The organism is Bacillus sp. UNC437CL72CviS29 (assembly GCF_000482345.1).
Lineage (GTDB): Bacteria > Bacillota > Bacilli > Bacillales > Bacillaceae_G > Bacillus_A > Bacillus_A arachidis.
In genome coordinates this window covers 355,714-380,979 of the sequence record NZ_AXVB01000004.1, presented here as the reverse complement: position 1 = coordinate 380,979, position 25,266 = coordinate 355,714, and the positions used below count along the sequence as shown (strand labels likewise).

Below are 25,266 nucleotides of genomic sequence, written 5' to 3'. Positions count from 1 at the left end.
ACCTTCTTAAAATTGAAGCGGCTTGTAATTTTGGGATGAATCTCAGGTGAACTCATGTTACTTAATCGTTCCCATCCCACCAATTTCTACATTTACCTTGACGTTTACATCGGCCTTTGCTAATTCATTATTCCATTTGTTTTGGACTTTTTTCCATTCTGGATATGTGTAAGTTCTTGCATATACCCCAAGCCCAATCGGATCGATTTTGGCAGCTTGTACCTTCTTTATTAATTGTTTGAAATCAGCTTCCAGCTTAGTTTCAATCGCCTTTTTTAATTTTGCTGCGTCCTTTCTTGTATTGAACGAAAAAAGTCGTTCTGTAATACCGATTCTCATTTTTACATCTATATTAAATATAAAATGATTATCATACCTTACCTTTGTCTTTACTTTAATATTTTGGGCACTAAAGCTTATCCAATCTTTATCCTGGTTATCCGACTTTAGTTTAATTGGAATTGTAAATGGAAACTCACCTTTCGTTTCTTGTTGCAAAATGCGTAATATTTTGTTTTCATCGGATTTTAGCGTTAATTTATACCTTCCTTTTTCATCCAACAAAGCTGTACCTGTCACCCATATTCTATTCTTTTTTTTCATCTCAGTAATACTTGCTGTTATCCCTTTGTCTGCTATTTGTTCATGTAATTTTTGAAGCGTTGTTTTTACTGTGATATTTCTTAAATAGGCAGTATCAACTAGTTGTGTTAAATATAAAGGAAGACGCGGCTTATCTTTTGGGTGATAAAAGATGAGGTCCGAAACGGGTCCATCTACAGCAACAACCCTTGTAGTAACTGAATTTTTAGGGTCTCGGTAAAATGGGTCGAGATAATTTTCCCAGTTTTTTCGTTTCATTAGCCGCTTTCCAACTAAAATAACCTGTGTTTTACTTCCCGAGGTTAGCGCCATAACCGTGGCGTCAAATTGCGCTCTAGCATTTCGAATTGTAACAGATTTCACACCAGTAGTTTCTTCTTTTACCTTTGCTTCTTTATGAAAAACAGGACTTGACATGTACACCAATAAATTATTATTACGATCTAAATCGATACCAAGGAGAAGGGTAAGGGAAACATCTTCAACATTTGTTTGATCAAAGCATCCAGTCATCATGAACACCGATAACAAAATACAACATAGTACTTTTCTTTTCAATGTATCCCCCCTAGCGAGACTTCTCATATACCCAGCTATACATCCATAAAATGATAGGTGATATATACGTCAATCCAAATCCAGTATTCGATACTACCTGTTGCCAAGTTTCGGCTTGATTCCAACTAGGATGAGTCCAAAATACGAAGCCGATAATGAGCGATAATAGAACAACGACATGAGAGCTGTGCTCTTGTTTCCCAAGTAATTGGCTCGAACAAAATACAGCGCAGTATATGCAAGGAATCCAGGCTGTGGAAACAACGGTTAAGTAAACAGCTAATAAAATCATGTCAAAACGTTCTAAAAAACGAAATTCAATTACTTTAAGTAAATTTAGTACCGGCTGGTTAAATTGTGTAATGCTATCAGGGCTAAAATAGGCAAAGCAAACAATAGTAACAAATAAATAAAATAACATCGTTAAAGTGTTTGCGATAACGATTCCATGGACTGCATACTGTTTTTTTTGTAAAAAGGGATATAAAAAGAAAGCAATATCAAACCCTAAATAAGCAAAAATAGTGGTCGGTACAGCCGTTAATACAGGTTTCCACCCTTCTTTTAAGAGTGGAAAGAAGGGCAGCCAGCTCCCGTTCTCTTTTAGCGGTATCAAAAAAAACAGCGGAATCCAAAGCATCATATAAAAAATAAGTTCGGAGTACCGTCCTATAATACGAGGGCCGTTGCGTACAACAAGAAAGGTAGGAATCGAAAACAAAAAGATAGTGATATAGTCAGGCGTTTTCGGAAGAAGCCATCCCTTAAGATAAAGCATAGCGTTCACAAGAATGATACCGGAATAAAAGGCAAAATATATCATGTAAATAACAACGAGCGCTTTCCCTACTATTTTTCCAAATAATCGTATAAGAATGTCGTAAAGCGTGTCCTCGGGATACCTTGCAGCTGTTTTCACTATAAAAATACCTGATATTGTGGAGAATACCCAACCGATTAGTATAGCTATCCATCCATCTGTTCCAGCTTTTTCTGCAAGCACTCGTGGGAGAGATAACACTCCAGTGGCCACCTGCATTCCATTGATTAAAAAAATATACTGCATAAGGGTAATGTCATTATAGGTATACTTTTTCATAGTTTCACCTTTTATTATGGTTTTTTCCTTGTCGAATAGATTGAGTGGCTCCCGTACCCTTAGGACGATTTCTCATTGCCCATAGAGGAAAGCGTACAAAAGCATCCTTCATATCTGCAAAGCGAAACGGTGCCAACGGAGTTCCATAAGGAGTTCCTAGCGATTCAAGACTGATAAGATGCGCAATTAATGTCATCCACCCAATGACAAGTCCTACAATTCCAAATAAGGCAGCTGATAGCATCATCGGAAAGCGTAAAAGTCTGACTGCCGCTCCCATGTCGTAATTAGGGATAATAAAAGAAGCGATGGCTGTAACAGCAACAACAATAATCATAATGTTGCTTACAATCCCCGCCTGAACAGCCGCTTGTCCAATAATAATTCCACCTACAATTCCAACCGTCTGGCCGATCGGAGTAGGCAGGCGCAAAGCCCCTTCCCTCATCATTTCCAATGTCATTTCCATAAGCAGCGCTTCCATAACCGGAGAAAATGGTACGCGCGTTCTTGATTCTGCAATAGACAAAAAAAGTTCTACAGGAATGACTTCAAAATTAAAGGAAATAAACGCAACATAACTCGCAGGTAAAAATAGAGCAATCATAAAAGCTAAGAAACGAAGTATACGAATAGACGAGGCAACTAACCAACGTGTCCCGTAATCATCAATTCCTTGAAAAAAAGATATAAAATTTGTCGGAGCAATTAATACACTTGGGGAATGATCCACAACAACCACAAGTCTACCTTGAAGAATATGAGATACAGCCACATCGGGTCTTTCAGTTAATATAAATTGCGGAAACGGTGAGTACGGGTTATCTTCAATAAATTCGATAAGTTCACCAGTATTCTCAACAGCGTCGACCGTAATATCTTGAATCCGTGTTTCTAATTCCTTTAGCACATCGTCAGAAGCTACATCTTTCAAATATAAAATAGAAATCCTCGTTTTGCTTCGTATACCAATTATTATTTCTTTTATCATTAATTCGCGATCAGGAATATATCTTCGAATCATTGCGATATTTTGGCTTCCAGTTTCTACAAATGCTTGATGCGCACCTTTTAGGGCTATTTCGTTATGAGCATCTTCAATATTTCTTTGTGGCCATCCTTTCGTATCCAATTGATGCGCTGTTGTTCGGCCATGGATTAATAAAACACTATCTCCTCCAAAAATAGCATTTTCAATCTGACTCCACGTATTAATAATTTTGATATGCCCTAATGGAATCGGAAGTTCCGTATTCGTATCAAAAACACTATTCATCAAAGGATTTAGAACGTGATTTTGAATCAATTGTTTATCTGTTAATCCAGACAAATGCACTAAAGCTGCTTCTAATCCATCTGCTTTCATTTGAAATCGACGAATCACTAAATCAGGTGCTTGACGAAATACATTTTGAATATCAGCTATGTTTTTCGATAAATCAGCGTCTAAGAGGGAGTCCTCAATATCTTTTTCCCGAAAATGAGTATTGTCTCGTATGGAAAATGACTTAGGATTGCCTCTATATTTTAACCGCTTCAGAAATTTAGCCATGACTCCCTCACTTTCTATGTGCCTTCTATAGTATGTTTAGTATGTATATATTAAGAAAAAATATCCTAATAACTAGAGAGGGGACGCCAGAATTATTACTGCCCGTTAATGCGGGATAAACAAATATACCGATCCTATGCTTATCATCCTTTTTTATAATAATCTTCTATAATTTTTTAGGAATCATACCGCCACCTGTTCCTCACATGACGTGTGTAGCATTTTTGAGTTTAAATATGCCTGTTCGTCTTTTTCTTCAATAACACAAATAGAAAAGCTACTCTCTATCAGCTTCATAAAAACCGATAGAAAGTAGCTTTCATTGTTTCATACATCATGAAAATGCTATAGTCACTTTTCTCGTTCTGGGTATTTGCTTTTCTTAGCTTGATGGCGATGGCGTGCCACCCACATTTTAACGGAAATATCCCTAACTATTTTCTAATGGGTTTGGTTTTGGAGTACAAAACACCAAAAAACAGTGAAAATAGCACAATAAAAAGGAGCTTGTATAATCAAGCTCCTTTTCTTATGAATTTAAATGACATCTTCTTCATAAAGCACCCGTTAGTTTAACAACTCTTTGGACCCCATCTTTTTTATTCAATTTTTAGACGGTCCGTAAGTACAAAGTAAAACAAAGTTTACATCTTTTTATAATTTGTAAAACACACCGTTAAATATCCAAATATAAACCCAGTGATATCATGCACACGTACTGATATCACTGGGTTTTATTATTTTAACATTTTGTATCATTTTTAAAACTCACTAATTATAACTTTGCTCATAAATAATATAAGGACTAAATATCTGAACATTTACAATATTTAGTACAAATAATATCAATTTACTATAATATGCAATTTATGTAAAATCATAATTAAGCTAAACTCTTCTTTAAATTCTTGCCCCTAACAAGGATTTATAGACCATGCTATTTTTAGCTACAAATGCATAAAAAGAAAAAAGCTAAATTCTAGATAGATTTGGCTTTTTTCTTTGGAGTTCATGTAAATAACAACTTGAACCCACTGCTCTTTTTCAAATGTAATTGTATTTTATCATATTTTAAACGTTTTGTTGTTATATTTTTAAAGTTATCAGAAATTTCTAAGTGAGTATTTGGAACAATCTTTAGCCTATGATATCGCCCGTAACAACTTGTATATAATAGAAAGTAAAACTAAGTTCATGACTTTTTATAGTTTGTAAAATTGATCATTAAATTCTTATAGCTAATGTGTACCTAAAGGTGTGTTTTGATTTCGGTATAAACCTAAAATTATTTTCATACATTTTGGCACCATGTTTTCTACTCAAAAACCACCCTACCAAAAGATGTACCTTTTGATACTGTACAAACAAATTAGTAATAAATTTCTCAATATGGGTATTATCACTATTTTTATCTATAATATTCAAAATTAACAGTCAATGTAATATGATAAAAAAGTAATGGTTATCACCCTGTTTTTTCTCCTTATGCCAAAGATAAGACCGAGTTTCTGGTCTTATCTTTTTTATTTATATGTTTTCTTTGGGGATGAATGGGTGAGTGGAATATGTGTAAAATTTGATATACTAAAAGAAAAATTAGGATGATAAGCTTATGCCAACAAAAGAATTTCAAGATACGGTACAACATTTTTCTTCTTTCTTATTAAATAAAGGCCGCAAGCCTTCTACAATAAAACGATATGTTTATGATATTGAAGATTTTGGTCATTGGTTGCAAAACTCTAAAAAACTCCCTACACGTAATATATGGACGACGCTTGGTACAAAGGATTATGAAGCGTATTTCTCTGATTTAAAACAGCAACGACAGTACTCTGATAAAACAATGCATCGTGTCTATGTTGTCTTAAATAGACTATATCAGTATTTACAACTGCCAAGTCCTTTAGAAGAGATGCAATTGAATATTCAACCAAATCGTGCGTTACGTGATGAGGACTTTATCTCAAAAGAGGAAGAAAAAACGTTACAGTATATTTTAACCTCATTGGACGGATTAACGGAGAGACAAAGTGCCGTTCGTCCTATACTTCAGGATCGAAACATTTCTATTGTACATTTCCTTCTGAACTATGGACTATCACTACAAGAGCTTGTGGGATTACAAATGAAGCACGTTCATTTTGAGAATAATACTCTCACAGTTCCAGGAATAACAGGGATAGAAAGAACGATTGTATTAAGTGAAGATGATAAAAGGCGATTATTTAGCTATTATAAAATCATTCCTGAACCTGTTCGTCCCAAATATCATAGTACTGATCCACTATTTGTGGCATTCGATTATACTCGAAATACATTTCGTTGGGTATATGAAAATGATGCACCAAAAGCTTTAACTGAAATTGCTGTTCAAAAGATGATTCGACTTGAAGTTGCTCGAGCAAATTTACGTAAAGGTATTTCAGCGCAACACTTACGGAACACTTTCATCTTAAGACTTATTGAGCATCAAACTTCAGAATACGAAATAATAAAACAGGTAGGTTTTAAGTCTAAACTTTCGTTAAAAAGATATTATGATTACATCAATCAAAAATAACGGGGGAAGACCGTGTGGAAAGAAATAAGAAACAGAAGCTACAGTACATGAGAGTGTACACATTAAGGGATAGAAGTACAAAATCCATTCACGTTGAATCCTAGAGAACGTTTAAAGATGAAATGCGGGTTCTAGGTATAAAGGAATCGGATATTTTTCAAATTCAGTTAATTGAAAAACGAACGTGAATAAATTGAAACGAGTCAATTTTTCTTAGTTAAGAAAGTTGGCTCGTTTTTTGTGCAATTTTTACATAGCAATCGTGCCGAGAATGCAAAATAATTCAAAGAAAATGAAACACTAACTATAGTGCGCCCTTACATTTGCATCAAGTTCAAAAGAAGGGGGACCGCCACATGCCCATCAACTTAAGAACGGAAACAAAATGAACTTTCGTTCAAATAAACTAATAAACTCTTAAAACACTTTTTTTCCTTAAAAATGAGCATGCTAAATAAACCTAGATAGGTATCATTTTTAAAGATTATGCAGCTTTCTTTTGTTTTCTAAGTTCACTATACTCATAGACAACACCCATAATATCAAAGACAGTTTTCTTCTCATATCGATGAGATTTCCGTCCATTCTTCTGTAGGAGGTGGAACAGGCGGATTAAAATCTTTGTTATTTCTTGGGTGTTTTGTTGTATAGCTTGATACAACAGATACAAATGATCTTGAATCATTCCAATCGCTTTATATTCACTTAATTCTCTTTTCTTCTTTTTCAAAAGAAGTTGACGCATTTTAAACATAGTAGAGGAGCATAGGAAAATAGCAATTAGCTTTCCATATAATTGGCACTCTAATCGCTCCTGTTTTACATTACGATAATGGTCTATTTTGAAGAATGATTTCCACGTTTTAAAGATAATCTCTATTTGCCAACGCAAAGTATATAATTCATGTACTTGTTCCATCGGAACCCATTCCCAAGGTGTATTCGTCACGTACACATTTAATCCAGCTACCAATTTACTTTTCTCTGAGTACGTTCTATTTTTAGATTTTTCTTTTTCCGCAATCTTTGCTCGTCGTTTTTGAAGTTGCTCTTCTGTTAATCGATTAAAAATAACACGTGCAAATAGTTGTTGTTTATCACCAATATAAGCATCTTTTAATTCAAATGTTTCTCCAGAATCTAGTTGATTTAAAAGATGTTTCACATCGATTTGTATGTATTCTGATTGTTTTTTAATGGCTCCATTTTTAAAGTATTCTGGGGTTGGATTTTTCACATATACATTCGTATTTAATTTTAAACGAGAAATATAGTATGTACCTCGTTGATCCATTTGATTTAAGTCTTCCAATGAAAAATAACCTAAATCACGAATACATAAATCTCCTGGTCGTAAGGTATCTAAGCACTCTGTACCAAAGGTTTTGTCATTGTTTTTCCCTGGTCCAACTTGAAAGTTAAGAAATTTCCCACTATGTAAATCATATTCTAATTGAATTTTGATTCCGGCTGTTTGGGCACATCCTCCAGAGCCTGGATATATATTCTCTAAGGAATTTGGCACTTGAAATACGGTGGCATCTAGAATACGGATTCGTTGGAAATAAGAAAAGAGATGGTTAGAGATTTGCGTTTGTTCGCATACTTTTTGCTGTAAAAGTAAAGAAAAAATATGTTGGAAAAACAAAACTGCTTTAGCGTTTAAACGTTTATTTAAGCCCTCAGGGCTGAGTAAAGTACCAGTGGCTGCATGAAGCCTACTACATAATCGTACTAATGGATCACTTGCTACTCGTTGACTGATCCAAATACAAATCGTAGCTAAGTCTGAGCCAGAAAACTTACGTTTTCGCTTTATAAATCCGATTTCTCTTGCAAGTTCTTCTAAAAATACAGGTTTAACATATCGTTGTAATTCTTCCGCAAATGGTAGTAGTTCATCTTGAATCGAGAGATTCATAAGAAAACGTCGTCCTTTCTAATTTAGCTTGTTTAAAAAGGATAACGTTTTTTGGTGTTTGAAGGTATGAAAATCTCTTAAGCTGATGGGCATTTATGGTGAGGCCTGATATATGTTTTAATCTTACCGCATCAATGCTTAATGCTTCAGTTATTACAAATAAAAATAATGAAATACTTTTGTAATATTTATGTAAGTCATTTGAAAGGAATATAAAATAATATGAATTTATTGATGCGAATTTTATTTTTACCACTAGAAACTTAAAAATGGAACAGGAGAATGGAAATGACTACAAAAAAGAAAAACATGAAAAAAACCAAAAAAATAGTACAAGCTTTAACACTAGCTACCACTGTTGCTAGTGGATCATTAGTATTTAATTCTTCATCTGCACATGCTGATTCAATTCAAGACATCGGAAAAGGTGCAAAAGTTATAAATAGCATAGACACAACTTATAATGCTAACGAAAACATAAAGAATTCAATAAAAGTTTCATTTATTGATGATCCAAATACTGATAAAAAATATGCTATTATTTCTACAGAAGGAAGTAATATTGGCTCAGGATTTTATCGTACTGGTTCAGATATTTATGGTCGTGTAGAATGGCCATCTGCCTATAAAACAGGATTAGAGATTACAAGTAATGATAGTGCAAAATTTTATAACGTTGCACCTCAAAATGCAATAGAAACAAAAAAAGTATCTTCTACAGTTTCATATAATGTAGGGGGAAGTTTAGATGTTAAAGCAGGGGATCCATCATCAGGTGTAATAAAACCATCAATTGGTGCATCTTGGTCAAATACTGTCACATATGACCAACCAGATTATAAAACATTTTTAGAAAATTCTACGGATAAAAAAGTAGATTGGAAGGTTGAATTTAGTAAGTTTGATAATAGAGGATGGGGATTTTACACTAGAGACTCCTATCATACTATTTATGGTAATGAGCTATTTATGAACTCACGTACTGATCCATTCATTAATGCAAAAGACAATTTTATATCTAATGATGAATTCCCACCTCTGGTAAGATTTGGTTTTCAACCAAGTACATTGGCAGTTGTAACTGCAGACAAAGATGAAACTTCAACTGATTTATCTGTAAAACATGCAAGAGTACAAGATAAATATAATTTATATTCTACCCTTGCAGGTTGGTACGGAACAAATGATAAAGATGTACGCACTAATCAAGCTATAGATAATTACAAAATTGATTGGAAAAATAATAAAATTGTTCATCAGTAAAAGTGAACAATATATTTGTTGATACTGTTGCAAAACCTATAAATATTCAATAATGAGTGTATGAAAAAATTTGCTTTTCTGAAACTAAAAGTTAAACCTAAATCAAAAGTTTATTAGATAAATCAGCAATATAAATGAACTATAGTTTATTTATATTGCTGATTTTTATTTGATGTGTTGTGAAATTTAAGATTGGATGTACTCAAATTTGGAATGTATCACGTGTATTATCTTTTTCTTTTTTGGTAATTCCAATATATCTAAGAGTCATTTATAGCGTACTATGATTGCACATTTCTTACAACATGGCTACGTCTTTTGTTTTCTTATAGAACCAATATCCGAAGGTTTTGCGCATGGTTTGAGTACCAATGGATTCTACACCGGCAAAATCTCCAGCTTTTTGTAATTGGCCATACGCATGGATTTTACTAATGGATTGACCTCCTTTTCGAGAAAGAAATAACCACCTTGTTTAGAAAGAATAACGTTTTTTAGTACTTAAGAGTATTAAAATCTCTTAAGTTGAGGGGCATGTAAGGTGATCCCCGCCTAGATAAATGTATGTCCCGCATTTTCCAATGCTGATTTTGCTTTTTCTACGGAATGCAGTTTAACTAACAAATAATCAGTGTTAAAAGTAGAAATAGCAAAAATGCTTATATTATTATCCGCTAGTGGATTGGCTAAAGAAGATAATATTCCTGTTAATCCAAAATCCAACATACCTTCTACTTTAATGCACTTCCAATCATGCTCAACGTCTTTTAGAACGTTATCAGGAACATTAGATGAAGCACAAACAATCGAAAGTTCTTCATTTGTACGTGTGATAGAAAATAACTCACCTTTGCTCGCCCAAGAAGGTACTTCTTCTGTTTTAGGTAATTTTATAACAGAAAATGTAGTGTCCAATATGGTCAAATTCATAATTCTTCCTCCTCTTAATTAAAGTTTTAAGCTTCATTCATTAATCAATATAAAACAGCAATCACCTTCTGTCCCCATCCAAATGGATTGATTTGAAACCATCCAAATTCTATAATGTGGGCGGTATCCCATCGCTATCAAGCTAAGAAATACAAATACCCTAAAACGAGAAAATTGACATCTTCATGTGAAAATGTACATTTTTTGTTTTGAGGCGTTATAAAATTCTTAAGTTGATGGGCATGGGGGACCGCCAGCATTTCGGAAAAAAACCACGCTAAGAGCATGCAAGATTTTATACAGTTTTTCGGCTAATCCAGTAACAAACGAGAACCTTAAAACCCACGCCAGGATAGGAATGTATAAAAAAATGCATAAATCCATAGAACAAAAAAGGAGGATCCCTTGTAAGATTATCAAGACCTAATTTTAAAAAATATTATTAAATCAATCCCATAACATATTAGACATATATAATATGTTATGGGATGATTAAATTTAATTAATCAAAAAAATCGATTTAATTGTTGCATTAAACTAGAAATTTCACATATAGGGGTCCCGCCACATGGCCATCAAGCTAAAATTTTGAAGTACCCCCCAAATGAAAATTTTCTTTCTCTATAGTTAGTTATTTTGAGAGGTCGGCTGTTTTTTCGTTTTGGGGGGTGTTTACTTTTCTTAAGTTGATGGGTATGGGGTAGTACGCACAAATCTCATCAAATGAGGCATGGACAGGGTTTGGAACAAACGAAGCATCCTGGAAAATGGCAATATTGCTTTTGCTGACAAACAAGGAAAAATTCATTTTGTAAGACGATTTCATGAAAATGGTGAAAAAGCAGTTTCTGTGGTGATGCAATAAAGTGAAACTGTAATCAGTGGGGATTTTCTTCATCCCCCACTGATTATTAGCCCTCATCAATCGGGCTTTTACGGGCAGTTTATCTCCCACCTAACTTCTTAAAGAAAAGTGGAAGTGGCTCGTCCAGAATGTGAGGGGGGAAGAAGCGAAGCCACCGAACATTTTAACCACTGGAACTGGACAATGCCTTAGCCGAATTTTGAGGTTGGGAGGCTTACTGCCCGCAAATAACGTGATAAAATAATGAAATAACTATACCACTTGATTTATCTATTGTTTCTTAAACATCATTTATTGATGTAATAACTAACTAAAGCCATTCCGTTAATTCAAGATGGATTATAGTTCCTCCTCTTTAACACTTATCATTTCGTAATTCCCGAAGAATTTGAAAAATTTGACCTCTATGATGCGATTCGTGTTCAATCAAATGGTAAACAACCCACTCAGGTGTGACGTCATAATGTTCAAGTACTCTCGGTTTACGCCAATCGGTTAAGTCCATTGAACGAAAGTGGGAAAGAAATACTTCACGTACCTTATTAAGGCGGTAAAAATGTTCCTCTATACTTTCTCCCTCAAAGTGAGTTAAATTGCCGTCAGTTCGATGTTCTAAAGGAAATAATGCGCTAATTTCAGGATCCCAATCGGTTCCAAGTACTTCTACATATAACCAATCTGCCTCAATCAATGCAATGTGATACAAAAGTGTCCCAATTGATTGTCTTTCGCCTAATTTTTGATCAATTAAGCTTTGGCTGATTCCAGTTAATTCAGTTATAAGAGTACGTCGAACATCCTCTAGACACCATAGCCATCTGCCAATCTCTTCTTCATACTGTGGTAATGAAGATACCAGTAAAGCTCGTCTCTCCAACAACATCAACCTCCTCTTAATTAAAATGTTTACATTCTATTAAAAGGGGATGTTTCCTTCTTTTAAATAAAAATATTCTTCCCGTATTCCGTAATCTGGCCCTTTCATGGAGTAACTCTATTGCTATTCCGAGTATATTATCGAAAGCTCAAGATAAAGGTATCGAGATGAACTAAAGTACATTTCACCTAGAGATGCCAATTTTCTCGTTTTGGGGGCACTTCAAAATGTGAGATTGATAGCGATGTGGTACTATACAAACACATGCCTTAATGAGAAATGTGAGATTTCGTTGATCTTACTCAGATATGCAATATTGCATATGAAAATATATTGCTATAAATGTAAGCGCTTACTATAATAAAATCATAAAGAATAAGTCACATCTTAGCAACAACAAAAGAGGAGGCAATAACATGACAATCGTAATGCCAATTTTAAAATTTGTAGGTGGAGTACTTCCATTCGTTCAAGAGCTTTTAAAAGCATTTATGTAAGTTTACTATTTAGCAATTATTTATAAATAATGATCATACCTTAATACGAGAAAAAAAGGAAGAAGTTGATTTTTTTGAAAATTACAAAAAGAAATAAAGGAATAAAATTTCTAGCATGTTTAGCAGTTAGTTTATGCACTATTAATTATTCATCTATCTCCTTCGCGGAAACAAAAACAGGTACAGCTGATGTAACAAAAAATGCTAGTGGCATTGATACTGGTATAGCAAATCTAAAGTATAATAATCAAGAGGTTTTAGCAGTAAATGGTGATAAAGTAGAGAGTTTTGTTCCGAAAGAAAGTACAAATTCAAATGGTAAATTTGTAGTAGTTGAACGTGAGAAAAAATCACTTACAACTTCACCAGTGGATATTTCAATTATTGATTCTGTGGCTAATCGTACGTATCCGGGAGCAGTACAACTTGCAAATAAAGCATTTGCAGATAATCAACCTAGTTTGTTAGTAGCTAAGAGAAAACCTTTGAATATTAGTATAGACTTACCTGGCATGAGAAAAGACAATACAATTACTGTCCAAAATCCTACATATGGTAATGTGTCTGGTGCAGTAGATGAATTAGTATCTACTTGGAATGAAAAGTATTCAAAAACACATACGTTACCTGCAAGAATGCAGTATACAGAATCTATGGTGTATAGTAAATCTCAAATAGCAAGTGCTCTTAATGTTAACGCTAAATATCTTGACAATGCACTGAACATTGACTTTAATGCTGTTGCAAATGGAGAGAAAAAAGTGATGGTTGCGGCATATAAGCAAATCTTTTATACCGTAAGTGCAGAACTACCTAACAATCCATCAGATCTTTTTGATAATAGTGTTACTTTTCCAGAGTTAACTCGTAAAGGGGTAAGTAAGGCGGCTCCGCCTGTTATGGTATCAAATGTAGCTTATGGTAGAACAGTTTATGTGAAATTAGAAACATCATCTAAGAGCAAAGATGTACAAACTGCTTTTAAAGCCTTAATTAAGAATCAAAGCGTTGAAGCGAGTGGACAGTACAAAGATATTTTTGAAGACAGTACCTTTACCGCTGTAGTATTAGGTGGAGATGCAAAAGAGCATAACAAAGTTGTTACAAAAGATTTTAATGAAATACGAAATATCATTAAAGATAATGCAGAATTAAGTTCTAAAAATCCAGCATACCCAATTTCATATACAAGCACTTTCTTAAAAGATAACGCAACTGCTGCTGTTCATAACAATACAGATTATATTGAGACTACAACTACAGAATATTCTCGTGCTAAAATGACGCTTGATCATACTGGTGGATATGTTGCTCAATTTGATGTATCTTGGGATGAATTCTCATATGATAAAAATGGTAAAGAAGTACTAATCCATAAAACTTGGGAAGGAAACGGCAGAGACAGAACTGCTCATTTCAATACAGTCATACCACTTCCGCCGAATTCAAAAAATGTAAAAGTCGTAGCAAGAGAATGTACAGGTCTTGCATGGGAATGGTGGAGAACAATTATTAATGAACAAAATGTTCCATTAACAAATGAAATAAAAGTTTCAATTGGAGGAACAACATTATACCCATCGGCTAATATTAGTCATTAGGTAAAAGTGAAGCGCCCTGTTTATAGGGCGCTTTTTTAATTGGTTGCAAGAATCCCACTGGTTTTTCCAGCTTGCTCCTTTAGGGGGGAAGTGTCAATAACATAAAGTATTGTAAAACCTTTAATATCCCCCTTCACAAGTACTGAAGGGAATTTCCCTTCGCATAATCAGTAGTATTATGGGAACGGGAAGTGAGTGCTATGAACTATTGAGCCCGAAAGAAAAATTGGTTCTTTTAGCTTATGAAAGAAAGTACTTAGCATCAAGAAGTATGTATCCTATGAAAGTTAAGAGAAGAACAAGAGTAAAAAAGATTGTTTTTTGCTTTTTACTTCTATTTTTAAACCATCCCCATCTTTTGCTATCCATATCTAAGCAATAGTAATCAACCACAAGAAATAACAGGATGAGTAAGAAATAGAAAAAGATTTTCAGTATAATCATCTCCTTTTTATTCCATTTTAATAGAAATAACGAAATGTTCCATTAAGAATATTCTAATCATGTCAGGATTACATAACAAAACATTATATGAAGTAAACATAGGGACTAATTCTATATTCAACAAGGATTAGACCTTATATTCTTATTAAAAGCTTTATGAAAGAATATATGTTTCACTGGTTTTTTCCGAAGATACTAACTGCTCTTAAATAAGATAAAAGTAAATAGAAAAAAATCGCTATCTGAAGCGATTTTTTTATTATTTGTATTGATTGTTGTTAAGGAATAGTAATTACATACGGTACTGTAAATACCTTACCTTTATGCTGGAATTGTCCCCATATTTTATAAGTGCCGCTAGTTGGAAATTCTGTATGGAACATAGCTTCAGGTTCCATATTCTTAGTACCGGCTGGATGTACATGAAGGTATTTTTAATTGCATCTAGATATGTTTCAAGGTCAGTAATTGGTTTCTTCGTAGCTGCATCTTTTATGTTGAAAAGGAAGAAAAAATCTCACATGAAATTATACTTATATAATCTTAGTTTGATGGGTATGCGGTGCTACCTTATATATTCGAAAGAACAGTCGATATCGTTTTATCAATGAATCATAATAGATTACTTACCTTTGAGTTCTTCTTGTTTTGCAGCTAATAAATTGCGTAAAACATGGGCACGATAGCTTTCTAATTTTCTTCCTTCATAATAACGAACGCCTATTTTTTTAAGTTCGGCTACGTACCATCCTTTTGTTCCGTAATACATGGAAATCACTTCCTTTTTTTCTTTTAAATAGTATATGTTTTAGAATTTATAAATTTCGTTTTTTTATAGCAAATGACTGAATTTGAAATAAATGTTGAATATTCAGTCTATTTGTATTATTATTAGCTTATTATCGGATGACAGTGATTAGCCTCTCTGCATGCCCGGATATGATTTCGTTCAATTTAATCGAGGATGATTGGCTTCTTTCCACTTGAACTTCCTTAGCAGGAAGACGAGCCATAAGGATAGAGACAGTAAAATCCAATGTAATTCTTTACATTGTTTTTCTGGCTCTTTTTATTGTTTCTATTTATCCCGTCTTAACGGGCAGTAAGACCCCACGCCTCAAGATTCAGAAGGTGGAGGATAATTGCCCATAAAGGTCCGATTCGTTCAATTAATAATCAGTGGGGATGAAGAATCCGCCCGCTGATTAAAGTTTTACCTTATAGGAGGATTTTGAGAAAGCGTTATCAATCATGGGCGATGTTTCGATATTATGTATGTTCACTTTAAGAAAAGGATTTATGAAAATAAATACTTATAGGTTGGTGATCTTTTTGGTGCAAGAAAAAAAGGAATTACAAAAAGACTTAAAAACCAGGCATATAACAATGATTTCGATTGGCGGGGTTATCGGGGGAGGCTTATTTGTAGGAAGTGGGACAATTATTCAATCAACAGGTCCAGCTGCCATTTTGTCCTATATCATTGGCGCTTTAATGGTTGTACTTGTGATGCGGATGCTCGGGGAGATGGCTGCGGTAAACCCTGATAGTGGTTCATTCTCAACATATGCACATAAGGCAATTGGACCTTGGGCAGGGTACACAATCGGTTGGTTATATTGGTTCAATTGGCTCATCATTATTGCAATTGAAGCGGTATTGTTAGGCGTGATGATCAATAATTGGTTTCCTTCCATACCAACATGGATAGCGAGTTTGTTCGTGATTATCCTTATGACAATGACAAATGTTTATTCAGTGAAGTTATATGGAGAGTTTGAATATTGGTTAGCATTTATTAAAGTTGTAGCGATTCTTGCATTTTTAGTGTTAGGAATTGCAATGATTTTTGGACTTGTTCCTAACGTAGATAGACCAGACCTTTCGATGATCTCTGAAAACGGAGGCTTTTTTCCAAAAGGGATTATGCCTGTATTGCTCAGTGTTGTATTTATTTCTTTCTCCTTATCGGGGAGTGAAGTAGCAGCGATTGCGGCCGGAGAGTCTGACAATCCAGAGAAAAACGTAATAAGAGCGATTAACAGTGTTGTATGGCGTCTTATGATTTTCTTTGTAGGGTCTGTAACGATTTTGGTCATTTTTATGCCGTGGAACAATGCAGAATTATTGAAACTACCATATGCAAGTTTATTTCAGATGGCAGGAATCCCTGCTGCTGCACAAATTATGAATGGGGTTGTGTTTCTGTCGCTCCTTTCGGTTATGAATTCCGGAATATACACGAGTTCTCGTATGTTATTTTCACTTGCGAAAAAGGGAGACGCCCCTTTTATTTTTTCAAAGTTAAACAGTAGAGGGACACCCGTTTGGGCAATCTATGCAAGTATTGTATTTGCATTCATTTGCGCTATGCTCAAGTTCATATCACCTGATAAATTATTTGCTTTTTTAGCGAATAGCTCAGGCGGCGTTACAATGCTGATGTATATGTTCGTTGCCGTTTCACATATTCGGTTAAGAAGAAAAGCTGAAAGAGAAGACTCGGGGCAACTAAAGGTAAAAATGTGGTTATTCCCTTACCTCACATATGCAACACTTGCGATGATTATTACGATATTTGTTGCACAAGCGTTTATAGAGGATATGAGAATGCAATTTTATATGACGATGTTAGCGACTGCTATCGTTATCGCAATTTATTTCTTAAGAGATAGAAATAAACGAGTACCGATAAACGAAGAGTTTACGATTATACAAGATTCGAAAGTTAGTTTAGAGAAGGAGTAAGAAAGGGGTATGTTCCATGTTAAAAGAAAAGCAAAATATTGTAACGACAAAATCTAATAGTCTACATGAGAGAAGAAACAATGCGGTGCCTGGTGGCCCTTATAATATTACGCAGTTATATGTAGGGTCGGCAAAAGGAGCAATCATTACGGATGTAGATGGCAATGAATTAATAGATTTTGCAGGCGGGATTGGTATGCAAAATGTTGGGCATTGTCATCCGAAGGTCGTACAAGCCATTCAGAGCCAAGTGGAATCTTCTATTCATAGTTGTTTTCATGTAGCACCGTATGAAAGCTATATTGAACTAGCTGAGAGATTGAATGAATTAACGCCAGGAGATTTTAAGAAAAAAACAATGTTTGCTAATAGCGGGGCGGAAGCGGTAGAAAATGCTGTGAAAATCGCTAGGAAAGCGACTGGGCGCAGTGCCATCGTTTCGTTTGAACGTGCATATCACGGACGTACACTTCTGACGATGTCGCTTACGAGTAAAGTAAAACCTTATAAGCATGGATTTGGCCCGTTTGCATCAGATGTATACAAGCTGCCTTATCCGTATTATTACCGCGCAGAAGACGGCATGACGAAAGAAGAAGTAGATGAGCGAATTTTAGCGTATTTCGAACGTTTTATGTTAGAGGAAGTAGCGAGTGATAATATTGCTGCCATCATTTTGGAACCGCTTCAAGGTGAAGGTGGATTTATCGTTCCAAGTGCTACGTTTATACAAGGCGTTAGAAACCTTTGTGATAAATATGGAATTATCATGATTGCTGATGAAATTCAAACGGGCTTTGCTCGTACAGGAAGTTTGTTTGCGATGGATCATTTTGGCGTAGCTCCTGATTTAATGACATTTTCCAAATCCATTGCTGCAGGGATGCCGCTTAGCGCAGTAACAGGAAGAGCGGAATTGATGGATGCTCCTGGGCCGGGACAACTTGGTGGTACTTTTTCAGGAAGTCCGGTTGCTTGCGCAGCTGCACTCGCTGTTTTAGATGTAATTGAAGAAGAGCAATTAGTAAAACGTGCTGAAGTCATCGGTAGCCGTATGATGGAAGTGTTCCATAGCTGGAAGGAAAAATATGAATGTATTGGAGATGTAAGAGGCCTTGGGGCTATGACGGCGATCGAACTTGTCAAAGATCGCAATACGAAAGAGCCAGCAACAGAAGAAGTAAAAGCGATTATGCAAGAAACGCATAACAAAGGTGTAATCACAATAAGCGCTGGAATTTATGGAAATGTCCTTCGTTTCTTACCGCCACTTGTTATTACAGATGAACAACTTGAGGAAGGGCTTGCGATTCTTGAAAGTGCGATTGCGAATCTATCAAAATAAGAAACAATGATGGAGGTAGAAGAATGCAGTTTTTCAATTATATAAATGGCCAGTGGAGAGAGCCATCTACAAATCAATATTCGAAAAACTATAACCCGCATAATGGAGAAGTATTAGGAGAATTTCCATTAAGCTCGGCAGATGATACTAGGGCGGCTATTGCATCAGCGAAAGAAGCTTTTCAACATTGGCAAGGGCTATCATTCCAAGAGCGGGCAAGTTATTTATGGAAAGCAGCAGCGATATTAAAGGAGAGAGTTACTGAAATCGGTCAAGATTTAACAAGCGAAGAAGGAAAGACGCTTGCGGAAGGAATAGGAGAGACGAAGCGAGCAATCAGTATTCTTGAATACTATGCAGGAGAAGCGAATCAGCCAGTAGGAGAAATGATGCCTTCGGCAAATCCGAAAACAATGCTCTACAGCAAACGTGTAGCAGTTGGACCAGTCGGACTTATTACGCCGTGGAACTTTCCAATTGCGATTCCCGCATGGAAAATGGCGCCGGCACTTATTTACGGGAATACGGTTGTCATAAAGCCTGCTGAAATTACGCCAAAATCAGTCTATCACCTTGTGAATGCTTTTCACGAGACAGGAATTCCTGCTGGAGTGATTAATTGTGTATTCGGAAAAGGTTCAGTCGTTGGAACGGAATTAACAGAAAACCCGGATATAAAAGCGATATCCTTTACTGGTTCGAATAGCGTCGGAAAAATCATTCAGCAAACCGCGATTGCAAGCGGAAAGAAAGTGCAGTTAGAAATGGGAGGGAAAAACCCATTAGTCGTATTAAAGGATGCTGATGTTCAGAAGGCAGTCGATATTGCGATAAGAGGTGCATTTATGTCAACGGGGCAAAAATGCACAGCGACAAGCAGAGTGATTATTGAAGAGGACATTTATGAAGAATTTCGAAGTGAGCTCCTATTGCGTACAGAAGTGCTTAAGGCTGGAAACCCATTCGAACAAAATACGTTTATGGGGCCGTGCGTATCCGAGAGTCAACAGCACGCTGTTTTATCGATGATTGAAGTTGGAAAGAAAGAAGCTTCATTACTTTGCGGAGGCGACGTACCAGAAGAAGATGAGTTAAAACAAGGATATTATGTCCTGCCGACTATTTTTGAAGACGTACCGCAAGACGCGCGAATTGCGAAAGAAGAAATTTTCGGCCCTGTTATTTGTTTATTTAAGGTGAACAATTATCAAGAAGCGATTTATTTGGCGAACGATACAGAATATGGGCTGAGCGCATCTGTTTGTACAAATAATCTCAGTCTAGCCCAGCAGTTTATCGATGATATGGAAGTTGGAATGGTCCATGTCAACTCAGAAACTGCAGGAGCAGAGCCGCAAGTTCCGTTTGGGGGAATGAAAAATTCGAGCGCGGGACCACGTGAACAAGGAAAAACAGCTGCAGAATTTTATACAAGGGTGAAGACAGTATATATCGATCAAGTATAAGTTATAAAATGGGGGATGAACATGCGTAAAGGTACTTTTTTCATGGCAGGACACTCAAGACTTCCGAAAGGGATGGCTGTACGCAGTGTCTATGAAACATTAACAATTACAATAGAAGCAGATCACAAATATCACGTTATAATTGAAGCGTCATGTACCCTTGCTACTGAACATGGGAGAGACTTTATTGCTCAAATGTTAAGAGGACATAGTTTACGAGATGGTATTGAAGATATCATTCAAGAAATCACGTATCACTATCAAGGAAAAGCGCAAAATGCAATTATTAGCGCGGTAAAAGATTTATATCGTCAATATACAAACTATTTAAATGGCAACAAACCGCTAGAAGAGTGCGAGGAAACAAATCTATAACAAACTGCCTAGTTTATTGCACTTTATTCTGTAAAGAGCGTTCATAGACGAGAGCCAGTTATATTTCAGCTTATTTAGTGAGCGGAATATAACTGGCTTTTTTATGTTTATCTAATGAGAAGGCTGATAAAATGTCAAAATTAAATCAAGGTGTAAAGCAAAAAAGAGGGTGCGCGAAAAATGGTGTGGTGAAAACGTGTAACATATGTAAAGCGTGTGGCCAGGAAAAAGAAAATGAAAAGTACATGTCAAAAGAAAGTTCTCTTAAATATAAAAATTATAATAGATGAATATGGTGTGAATTATTGCTGCTTCATATACAATAAAAGTAGGATTGCTCTTCTACCAAAAGCAACTGCTCCTAACCCCCCCATTCCTTTCGATGATTTTGACTTTTTTCTTGGTTCCTGAAGTTTTTAATATGATTTTTATAATAATGATACAAAGCAAAACTATACAAACCAAATGAAAAAATAAAATAAATTGGCGTTTGTAATTCTAACATTTCATATGCGAATTTTTGAGCTATAACCAATAATCCTACTGAACATACGATACCAAATACTCCTCGAAATAGAGTGTATTGTAATTGCCGTTTCCGAGGATTGATAATAATCCATATCGCCCATAGGTTCAAAAAGATAATCGGAGGAGCCACTATATATACATACAATAATCGAAAAGGATTCGCAAAAGCAGGCGCAAGAACAAATATGTCTGCTATCCCGATAACAAGAGTAATAATAGTCGATCTTATATCCTGTACAGCATAAACAGCCATATAGTATTCAAAAGCTTTCTTATTAAAATCTATATTTTTTTGCATGTTAATTAAACCACCCCGCTACTGTTGACCAAGCTTTTTTCGCACCCGTTTTCACCATATCCTTAACACTATCATCTTCACCATCACCATCTAAATCAACATCCCATTTCACACCTTCTGTGAAATACGTTAGCCCTACTGATATACCAAACTCCGCGGCAGCAACTACCAGAGTCGCTGCTCCCACAGTTGTTGCTCCTCCTACAACAACATTACCAATGTACAATTATTTTGAAATTTATTCATCTTTACAAATTAATGTGATTCATCAGTAAATGCTATTTAAATTCACTCTAATTTTATTACAAAACAAGTCTTTTTTTATAATTTTCAGAATCAAAACTGAAAGATTTCTCAAAATAAACTTTCGGATATCTCCTCACTTCAATAACCTCTTAAACAATTTCTCCCTTAAAAAAATCAGAATGTTCAGTTAAATGAAAGTGATCTCGTTCTAAATCCGATAAAAATTCATGTTGTCTACTCGTTTTTATTCCTTTTAAACGAGTTGAACGACCTTCAGAAGATACATCTTGAATCTTTAGCCACGATTTATAATCTACGCCTATCCCTGAACCTCGACCTTGTTTAATTCACGTTTCAATTTCAGATATTCTTTTTCTTTTGGACATAAAAACACCCCTTTAGACAAAAATATCTAAAGGGGTAAAACGGTGCAACTTTTTTATAAACAGTTAATCTTTTTTCAAAACGGTTAAACTTTATTTCAAATCAACACATAGTTTCTCTCTTCCTAAAAAAGATATAGTATTATTATAAAAGAATTCGGGGAGGGAAAATATGGGTGATCCAAAAAAGAAAAACATTATAATTTTAATCATTGTAGCAATTATAGCTTTAACTATAGGATCTACAGCCAAATTTATTCATGACAGAAATACTGCAAAAGAAAAAGCTGCTAAAGTTGCAATACAACACATGAAAAAAGAAGAAAATATAGACTTTGTGGTAACTGATGTCAAAATCGAACATTTAGCACTTGCGGGTTTTATCACAGTTAGAGGATATGATAAGAACAATAAACAAAAAAGACTTTACGTTGATATAAATAAAATCCAAAATTATATAGTCGCTTCTTGGGGAGAAGAATAATCATTTTCCAAAATAAAACTCTCACTTTCAAATACTATGTTAATAGGGCACCTTAATGGTGTCTTTTCTTTATGGGGGTGCCCATCAAGCTAAGATTTTGAGACACCTCCATAACGGAAATTTTAAATTTTTAAAGTTATTCATGAAAATTTGGCTCATTTCTTTCGTTTTGGAGAACAATTAATTTCTTAAGTTGATGGTGATGTGGTGCTACCCCATCTAGTAAGTTTACCTGTAAATACTGCATAAATACATTTGACCATACCTGTGATTCTTTGTGAAATTATATATATAGGAAAATTATGAATATACAGTTAATATATGGATAGTTGTTTCCGAGAAATTATTCGAGGAAAACTTATTAGTTAAGTATATTAACTTTTTCGCACTAAATTTCACAAATAAAGGGGTATGAGGGGATTATGAAAGCAAAGAAATTAGTAAGCTTAGCGTTACCAGTTATGTTATTGAGTGGTTGTATTACAAATGAATCTGATAATAAGAATGCTGAACCAAAGAAAGAAGAAACGCAAAAGGTCGAGAAAGAGAGTAAGTCTTCTGAGAAAGAGAGTAAGTCTTCTGAGAAAGAGAGTAAGTCAACGGATAGCAAGAAAGAAGATAGCCTATCTGTGGCGAAAGGTGAAGACACAAAGAGCAATTCTAGTAGTTCTTCAAGTAGTAATTCTAGTAGCAAATCGAGTTCTGATAACCCTTTACTTAGAGGGGATAATGGTGAAGACTTGAGAATAAACTCTAAGTATGCTCCTGACTTTTTAACTAGTAAGTCAAACAGTGCAGAAGTAACTAAATATATGGCAGACATCGTATCTTACTCTACTGAAGTCGCTCTTACGTTAGACCTTGTAGATAAGATTTCAAATTCGGATTCGAAGTCATTCTCACAAAAGAAAAATGAATTGGGTATAAGTTTAGGAGGTGCAAAGGCACAGTTAGATAAACTAAAAAACCAAAAGGCACCTAGTGGATTTGAAGAAGACCAAAAGAACATTGTTAAAGCAATGGATTTATACGATGAAGGTTTTCAGTTAATGATAGATGCGATAGATACTATGGATGAGACTAAGGTAGACCAAGCCATAACTAAAGTACAAGACGGGGAAAGATACTGGATGGAAGCAATAAACAGTATTGATAGTAAAACACGATAACAATTCAAACATCTAAATGATGGGAATATACGAATGAAGCAAATAAGAGAGATTTTAGAAAGGGGTCCCACTACATAGCCATCAAGCTAAGAAGATACAACTACCCCCAGAACGAAATTTTGTGCTAACTTGTAACAAAAAAAGCTCATTTTTTCGTAGTACACTAGCATTTAAATTAATGAAAGAAACATATTGACAGTGTGAATATTTTGAATTATCATATAATTATAAAGTGATAAGATCCATACGAGAAATTAGCCTTCTCTATATCCGATCTTCATTTTCTGTTTTGCACATATTTTCATAAAAAAACTGTCTATTATTACTGTACTTTAAGAGATTAAAGAACACTCGTAATTTAAAGCCAGTTGTACGTTTTCTACAATTTTTATTGTAGATGCGTATGACTGGCTTTTTCGTTTTATTTAAACTAAAGGAGGAAATAACATGTCAGTGATTACAAAGCAAGAAGTGAAGATGAAGTTTGCGAAGAAATATGAGGGGTATGAAATTGTGCCTCATCCAGAACATAAAAGGTTGTATCATATTGTGTTAGACGGGCAATTGCTTGGGCAGTTTTTCGAAGGGGTAAAAGAACATTCGGAGCAATCCTTACAATATATTCCGTATTCGCGTTTTATTATTGCGGATCAAATGAAAAAGCTTTTTGGTGAATCCTTTATGGAAAATGTTCGAGGTATTATTCATGACCGTGAAACGGGCGGGTTTACAATTGGTGTACAAGGCGAAACGACTGATGCAGGAGACTATGTGAAATTTGCAACTGCATTAACACATTTAATTGGTACGTCTAACTTTGACGCGATGACAGGAACGTATTACGCAAGATTTAACGTGAAAGATACAGATAGCAGTGATTCGTATCTTCGCCAAGCATATCGATTATTTACGCTTCATACAGACGGGACATTTGTTGACGAACCGACAGATTGGCTCCTTATGATGAAAATAGAGGAAAAGAATGCAGTAGGCGGCGAATCACGCCTGCTTCATTTAGATGATTGGGAAGAACTTGATAAGTTTCGCAATCATCCACTCGCATCAGTTAAGGTTACGTACAAAGCACCTCCAAGTAAAAATGCGCAAGAAATCGTATACCGTGAAACATTTTTTGATGTAAACAATGCACCGTGCATTTGCTTTATTGATCAATTTGCTTATCCGGATAATATTGAACAGGCAACATATTTGAAGGAATTATCATACTCTGTTGAAAACTCTCCAGCAACACACGCATTAAAACTACCAGTTGGGAATCTTGTTTTATTAAACAATTTATTTTGGATGCATGGGCGCGCTCCTTTTGAGAAAAACAAAGATCTATATCGAGAACTCATGCGCCAGCGCGGCTGTTTTTCTAAATAATACATGTGGCGGGTCTTACAATAAGGCCTGCCTTTCCTAATATAGGGGATACAGACATAAGGGGG

The 25,266-nt window shown here is 35.1% G+C and carries 18 protein-coding genes and 3 pseudogenes; 11 read left to right on the top strand and 10 right to left on the bottom strand.

Features of this window, described 5'->3' with window-relative positions; genetic code table 11:
- Positions 1-57: 57 nt before the first annotated feature.
- From M014_RS0104860 to M014_RS0104850, 3 genes are read right to left on the bottom strand one after another with little or no spacing between them, the layout of a single operon-like run.
- Positions 58-1,161 (bottom strand): Ger(x)C family spore germination protein, encoded by a 1,104-nt coding sequence (locus M014_RS0104860; protein WP_026590710.1) that lies wholly within the window; start codon positions 1,159-1,161, stop codon positions 58-60.
- A gap of 10 nt (positions 1,162-1,171) precedes the next feature.
- Complete coding sequence (locus M014_RS0104855; protein WP_026590709.1) at positions 1,172-2,260, bottom strand: GerAB/ArcD/ProY family transporter; 1,089 nt, start codon at positions 2,258-2,260, stop codon at positions 1,172-1,174.
- 4 nt (positions 2,261-2,264) lie between these two features.
- Positions 2,265-3,812: a spore germination protein gene (locus tag M014_RS0104850; RefSeq protein ID WP_026590708.1), complete on the bottom strand. Its 1,548-nt coding sequence runs from the start codon at positions 3,810-3,812 to the stop codon at positions 2,265-2,267.
- Positions 3,813-5,424: 1,612 nt separating this feature from the next.
- On the opposite strand from M014_RS0104850, the gene M014_RS0104845 reads away from it, so the two are divergent.
- Positions 5,425-6,375 carry a tyrosine-type recombinase/integrase gene (locus M014_RS0104845; RefSeq protein WP_026590707.1) on the top strand — a complete coding sequence of 317 codons (951 nt, stop codon included), beginning with the start codon at positions 5,425-5,427 and terminating at the stop codon, positions 6,373-6,375.
- Between the two features lie 484 nt (positions 6,376-6,859).
- On the opposite strand, the gene M014_RS0104840 is transcribed toward M014_RS0104845, so the two are convergent.
- Positions 6,860-8,296 (bottom strand): IS4 family transposase, encoded by a 1,437-nt coding sequence (locus M014_RS0104840; protein ID WP_026590706.1) that lies wholly within the window; start codon positions 8,294-8,296, stop codon positions 6,860-6,862.
- A 288-nt stretch (positions 8,297-8,584) separates the two neighbouring features.
- On the opposite strand from M014_RS0104840, the gene M014_RS26425 reads away from it, so the two are divergent.
- Positions 8,585-9,559 (top strand): beta-channel forming cytolysin, encoded by a 975-nt coding sequence (locus M014_RS26425; protein WP_051588540.1) that lies wholly within the window; start codon positions 8,585-8,587, stop codon positions 9,557-9,559.
- Positions 9,560-9,761: 202 nt separating this feature from the next.
- On the opposite strand, the pseudogene M014_RS29900 reads toward M014_RS26425, so the two are convergent.
- Together M014_RS29900 and M014_RS0104830 are read right to left on the bottom strand one after the other, a co-directional pair.
- Positions 9,762-10,028, bottom strand: a pseudogene (locus tag M014_RS29900) (tyrosine-type recombinase/integrase); the annotation flags it as partial.
- A gap of 83 nt (positions 10,029-10,111) precedes the next feature.
- Positions 10,112-10,489, bottom strand: coding sequence for an ACT domain-containing protein (locus M014_RS0104830; RefSeq protein WP_026590705.1), 378 nt, complete (start codon positions 10,487-10,489; stop codon positions 10,112-10,114).
- Between the two features lie 730 nt (positions 10,490-11,219).
- On the opposite strand from M014_RS0104830, the gene M014_RS30300 reads away from it, so the two are divergent.
- Positions 11,220-11,354: a hypothetical protein gene (locus M014_RS30300; protein WP_255260047.1), complete on the top strand. Its 135-nt coding sequence runs from the start codon at positions 11,220-11,222 to the stop codon at positions 11,352-11,354.
- 355 nt (positions 11,355-11,709) lie between these two features.
- On the opposite strand, the gene M014_RS0104820 is transcribed toward M014_RS30300, so the two are convergent.
- On the bottom strand, positions 11,710-12,237 hold the full coding sequence (locus M014_RS0104820; RefSeq protein ID WP_441296569.1) for a DinB family protein: 528 nt from the start codon (positions 12,235-12,237) through the stop codon (positions 11,710-11,712).
- 556 nt (positions 12,238-12,793) lie between these two features.
- Between M014_RS0104820 and M014_RS0104810 the strand changes: the two genes are divergently transcribed.
- The gene (locus M014_RS0104810) at positions 12,794-14,329 is read left to right on the top strand and encodes a thiol-activated cytolysin family protein (RefSeq protein ID WP_155924317.1); all 1,536 of its coding nucleotides are present in this window, start codon (positions 12,794-12,796) and stop codon (positions 14,327-14,329) included.
- Between the two features lie 1,066 nt (positions 14,330-15,395).
- Here M014_RS0104810 and M014_RS27865 read toward each other — a convergent pair.
- Positions 15,396-15,592: pseudogene (locus M014_RS27865) on the bottom strand (YflJ family protein).
- 480 nt (positions 15,593-16,072) lie between these two features.
- Here M014_RS27865 and M014_RS0104800 point away from each other — a divergent pair.
- Genes M014_RS0104800 through M014_RS0104785 form a run of 4 tightly spaced genes read left to right on the top strand, consistent with a single transcriptional unit; the run spans position 16,073 to position 20,707 of the window.
- Positions 16,073-17,521: an amino acid permease gene (locus M014_RS0104800; RefSeq protein ID WP_051588546.1), complete on the top strand. Its 1,449-nt coding sequence runs from the start codon at positions 16,073-16,075 to the stop codon at positions 17,519-17,521.
- A 16-nt stretch (positions 17,522-17,537) separates the two neighbouring features.
- Entirely contained in the window at positions 17,538-18,866 is a 1,329-nt protein-coding gene (gene gabT, locus M014_RS0104795) for a 4-aminobutyrate--2-oxoglutarate transaminase (protein ID WP_026590701.1), read from the top strand.
- Between the two features lie 23 nt (positions 18,867-18,889).
- Positions 18,890-20,332, top strand: coding sequence for an aldehyde dehydrogenase family protein (locus M014_RS0104790; protein ID WP_026590700.1), 1,443 nt, complete (start codon positions 18,890-18,892; stop codon positions 20,330-20,332).
- Positions 20,333-20,353: 21 nt separating this feature from the next.
- On the top strand, positions 20,354-20,707 hold the full coding sequence (locus M014_RS0104785; RefSeq protein WP_026590699.1) for a DUF3870 domain-containing protein: 354 nt from the start codon (positions 20,354-20,356) through the stop codon (positions 20,705-20,707).
- 347 nt (positions 20,708-21,054) lie between these two features.
- Here the strand turns inward: M014_RS0104785 and M014_RS26415 are convergent.
- Positions 21,055-21,533, bottom strand: a pseudogene (locus M014_RS26415) (hypothetical protein); the annotation flags it as partial.
- 1 nt (position 21,534) lies between these two features.
- Entirely contained in the window at positions 21,535-21,720 is a 186-nt protein-coding gene (locus M014_RS26410; RefSeq protein WP_231503899.1) for a hypothetical protein, read from the bottom strand.
- Between the two features lie 614 nt (positions 21,721-22,334).
- On the opposite strand from M014_RS26410, the gene M014_RS0104765 reads away from it, so the two are divergent.
- The 3 genes from M014_RS0104765 (at position 22,335) to glaH (ending at position 25,201) form a co-directional block, all read left to right on the top strand.
- On the top strand, positions 22,335-22,646 hold the full coding sequence (locus M014_RS0104765) for a hypothetical protein (RefSeq protein WP_026590698.1): 312 nt from the start codon (positions 22,335-22,337) through the stop codon (positions 22,644-22,646).
- A gap of 422 nt (positions 22,647-23,068) precedes the next feature.
- The gene (locus M014_RS0104760; RefSeq protein ID WP_026590697.1) at positions 23,069-23,815 is read left to right on the top strand and encodes a DUF7018 domain-containing (lipo)protein; all 747 of its coding nucleotides are present in this window, start codon (positions 23,069-23,071) and stop codon (positions 23,813-23,815) included.
- 447 nt (positions 23,816-24,262) lie between these two features.
- Positions 24,263-25,201, top strand: coding sequence for a glutarate dioxygenase GlaH (gene glaH / locus M014_RS0104755; protein WP_026590696.1), 939 nt, complete (start codon positions 24,263-24,265; stop codon positions 25,199-25,201).
- Positions 25,202-25,266: the final 65 nt, after the last annotated feature.

Coding starts and splice junctions, on each gene's coding strand:
- M014_RS0104855 (WP_026590709.1), bottom strand. CDS start 2,260: ATGAAAAAGTATACCTATAATGACATTACCCTTATGCAGTATATTTTT.
- M014_RS0104850 (WP_026590708.1), bottom strand. CDS start 3,812: ATGGCTAAATTTCTGAAGCGGTTAAAATATAGAGGCAATCCTAAGTCA.
- M014_RS0104845 (WP_026590707.1), top strand. CDS start 5,425: ATGCCAACAAAAGAATTTCAAGATACGGTACAACATTTTTCTTCTTTC.
- M014_RS0104840 (WP_026590706.1), bottom strand. CDS start 8,296: ATGAATCTCTCGATTCAAGATGAACTACTACCATTTGCGGAAGAATTA.
- M014_RS26425 (WP_051588540.1), top strand. CDS start 8,585: ATGACTACAAAAAAGAAAAACATGAAAAAAACCAAAAAAATAGTACAA.
- M014_RS0104830 (WP_026590705.1), bottom strand. CDS start 10,489: ATGAATTTGACCATATTGGACACTACATTTTCTGTTATAAAATTACCT.
- M014_RS30300 (WP_255260047.1), top strand. CDS start 11,220: ATGGACAGGGTTTGGAACAAACGAAGCATCCTGGAAAATGGCAATATT.
- M014_RS0104820 (WP_441296569.1), bottom strand. CDS start 12,237: ATGTTGTTGGAGAGACGAGCTTTACTGGTATCTTCATTACCACAGTAT.
- M014_RS0104800 (WP_051588546.1), top strand. CDS start 16,073: ATGAAAATAAATACTTATAGGTTGGTGATCTTTTTGGTGCAAGAAAAA.
- gabT (WP_026590701.1), top strand. CDS start 17,538: ATGTTAAAAGAAAAGCAAAATATTGTAACGACAAAATCTAATAGTCTA.
- M014_RS0104790 (WP_026590700.1), top strand. CDS start 18,890: ATGCAGTTTTTCAATTATATAAATGGCCAGTGGAGAGAGCCATCTACA.
- M014_RS0104785 (WP_026590699.1), top strand. CDS start 20,354: ATGCGTAAAGGTACTTTTTTCATGGCAGGACACTCAAGACTTCCGAAA.
- M014_RS0104765 (WP_026590698.1), top strand. CDS start 22,335: ATGGGTGATCCAAAAAAGAAAAACATTATAATTTTAATCATTGTAGCA.
- M014_RS0104760 (WP_026590697.1), top strand. CDS start 23,069: ATGAAAGCAAAGAAATTAGTAAGCTTAGCGTTACCAGTTATGTTATTG.
- glaH (WP_026590696.1), top strand. CDS start 24,263: ATGTCAGTGATTACAAAGCAAGAAGTGAAGATGAAGTTTGCGAAGAAA.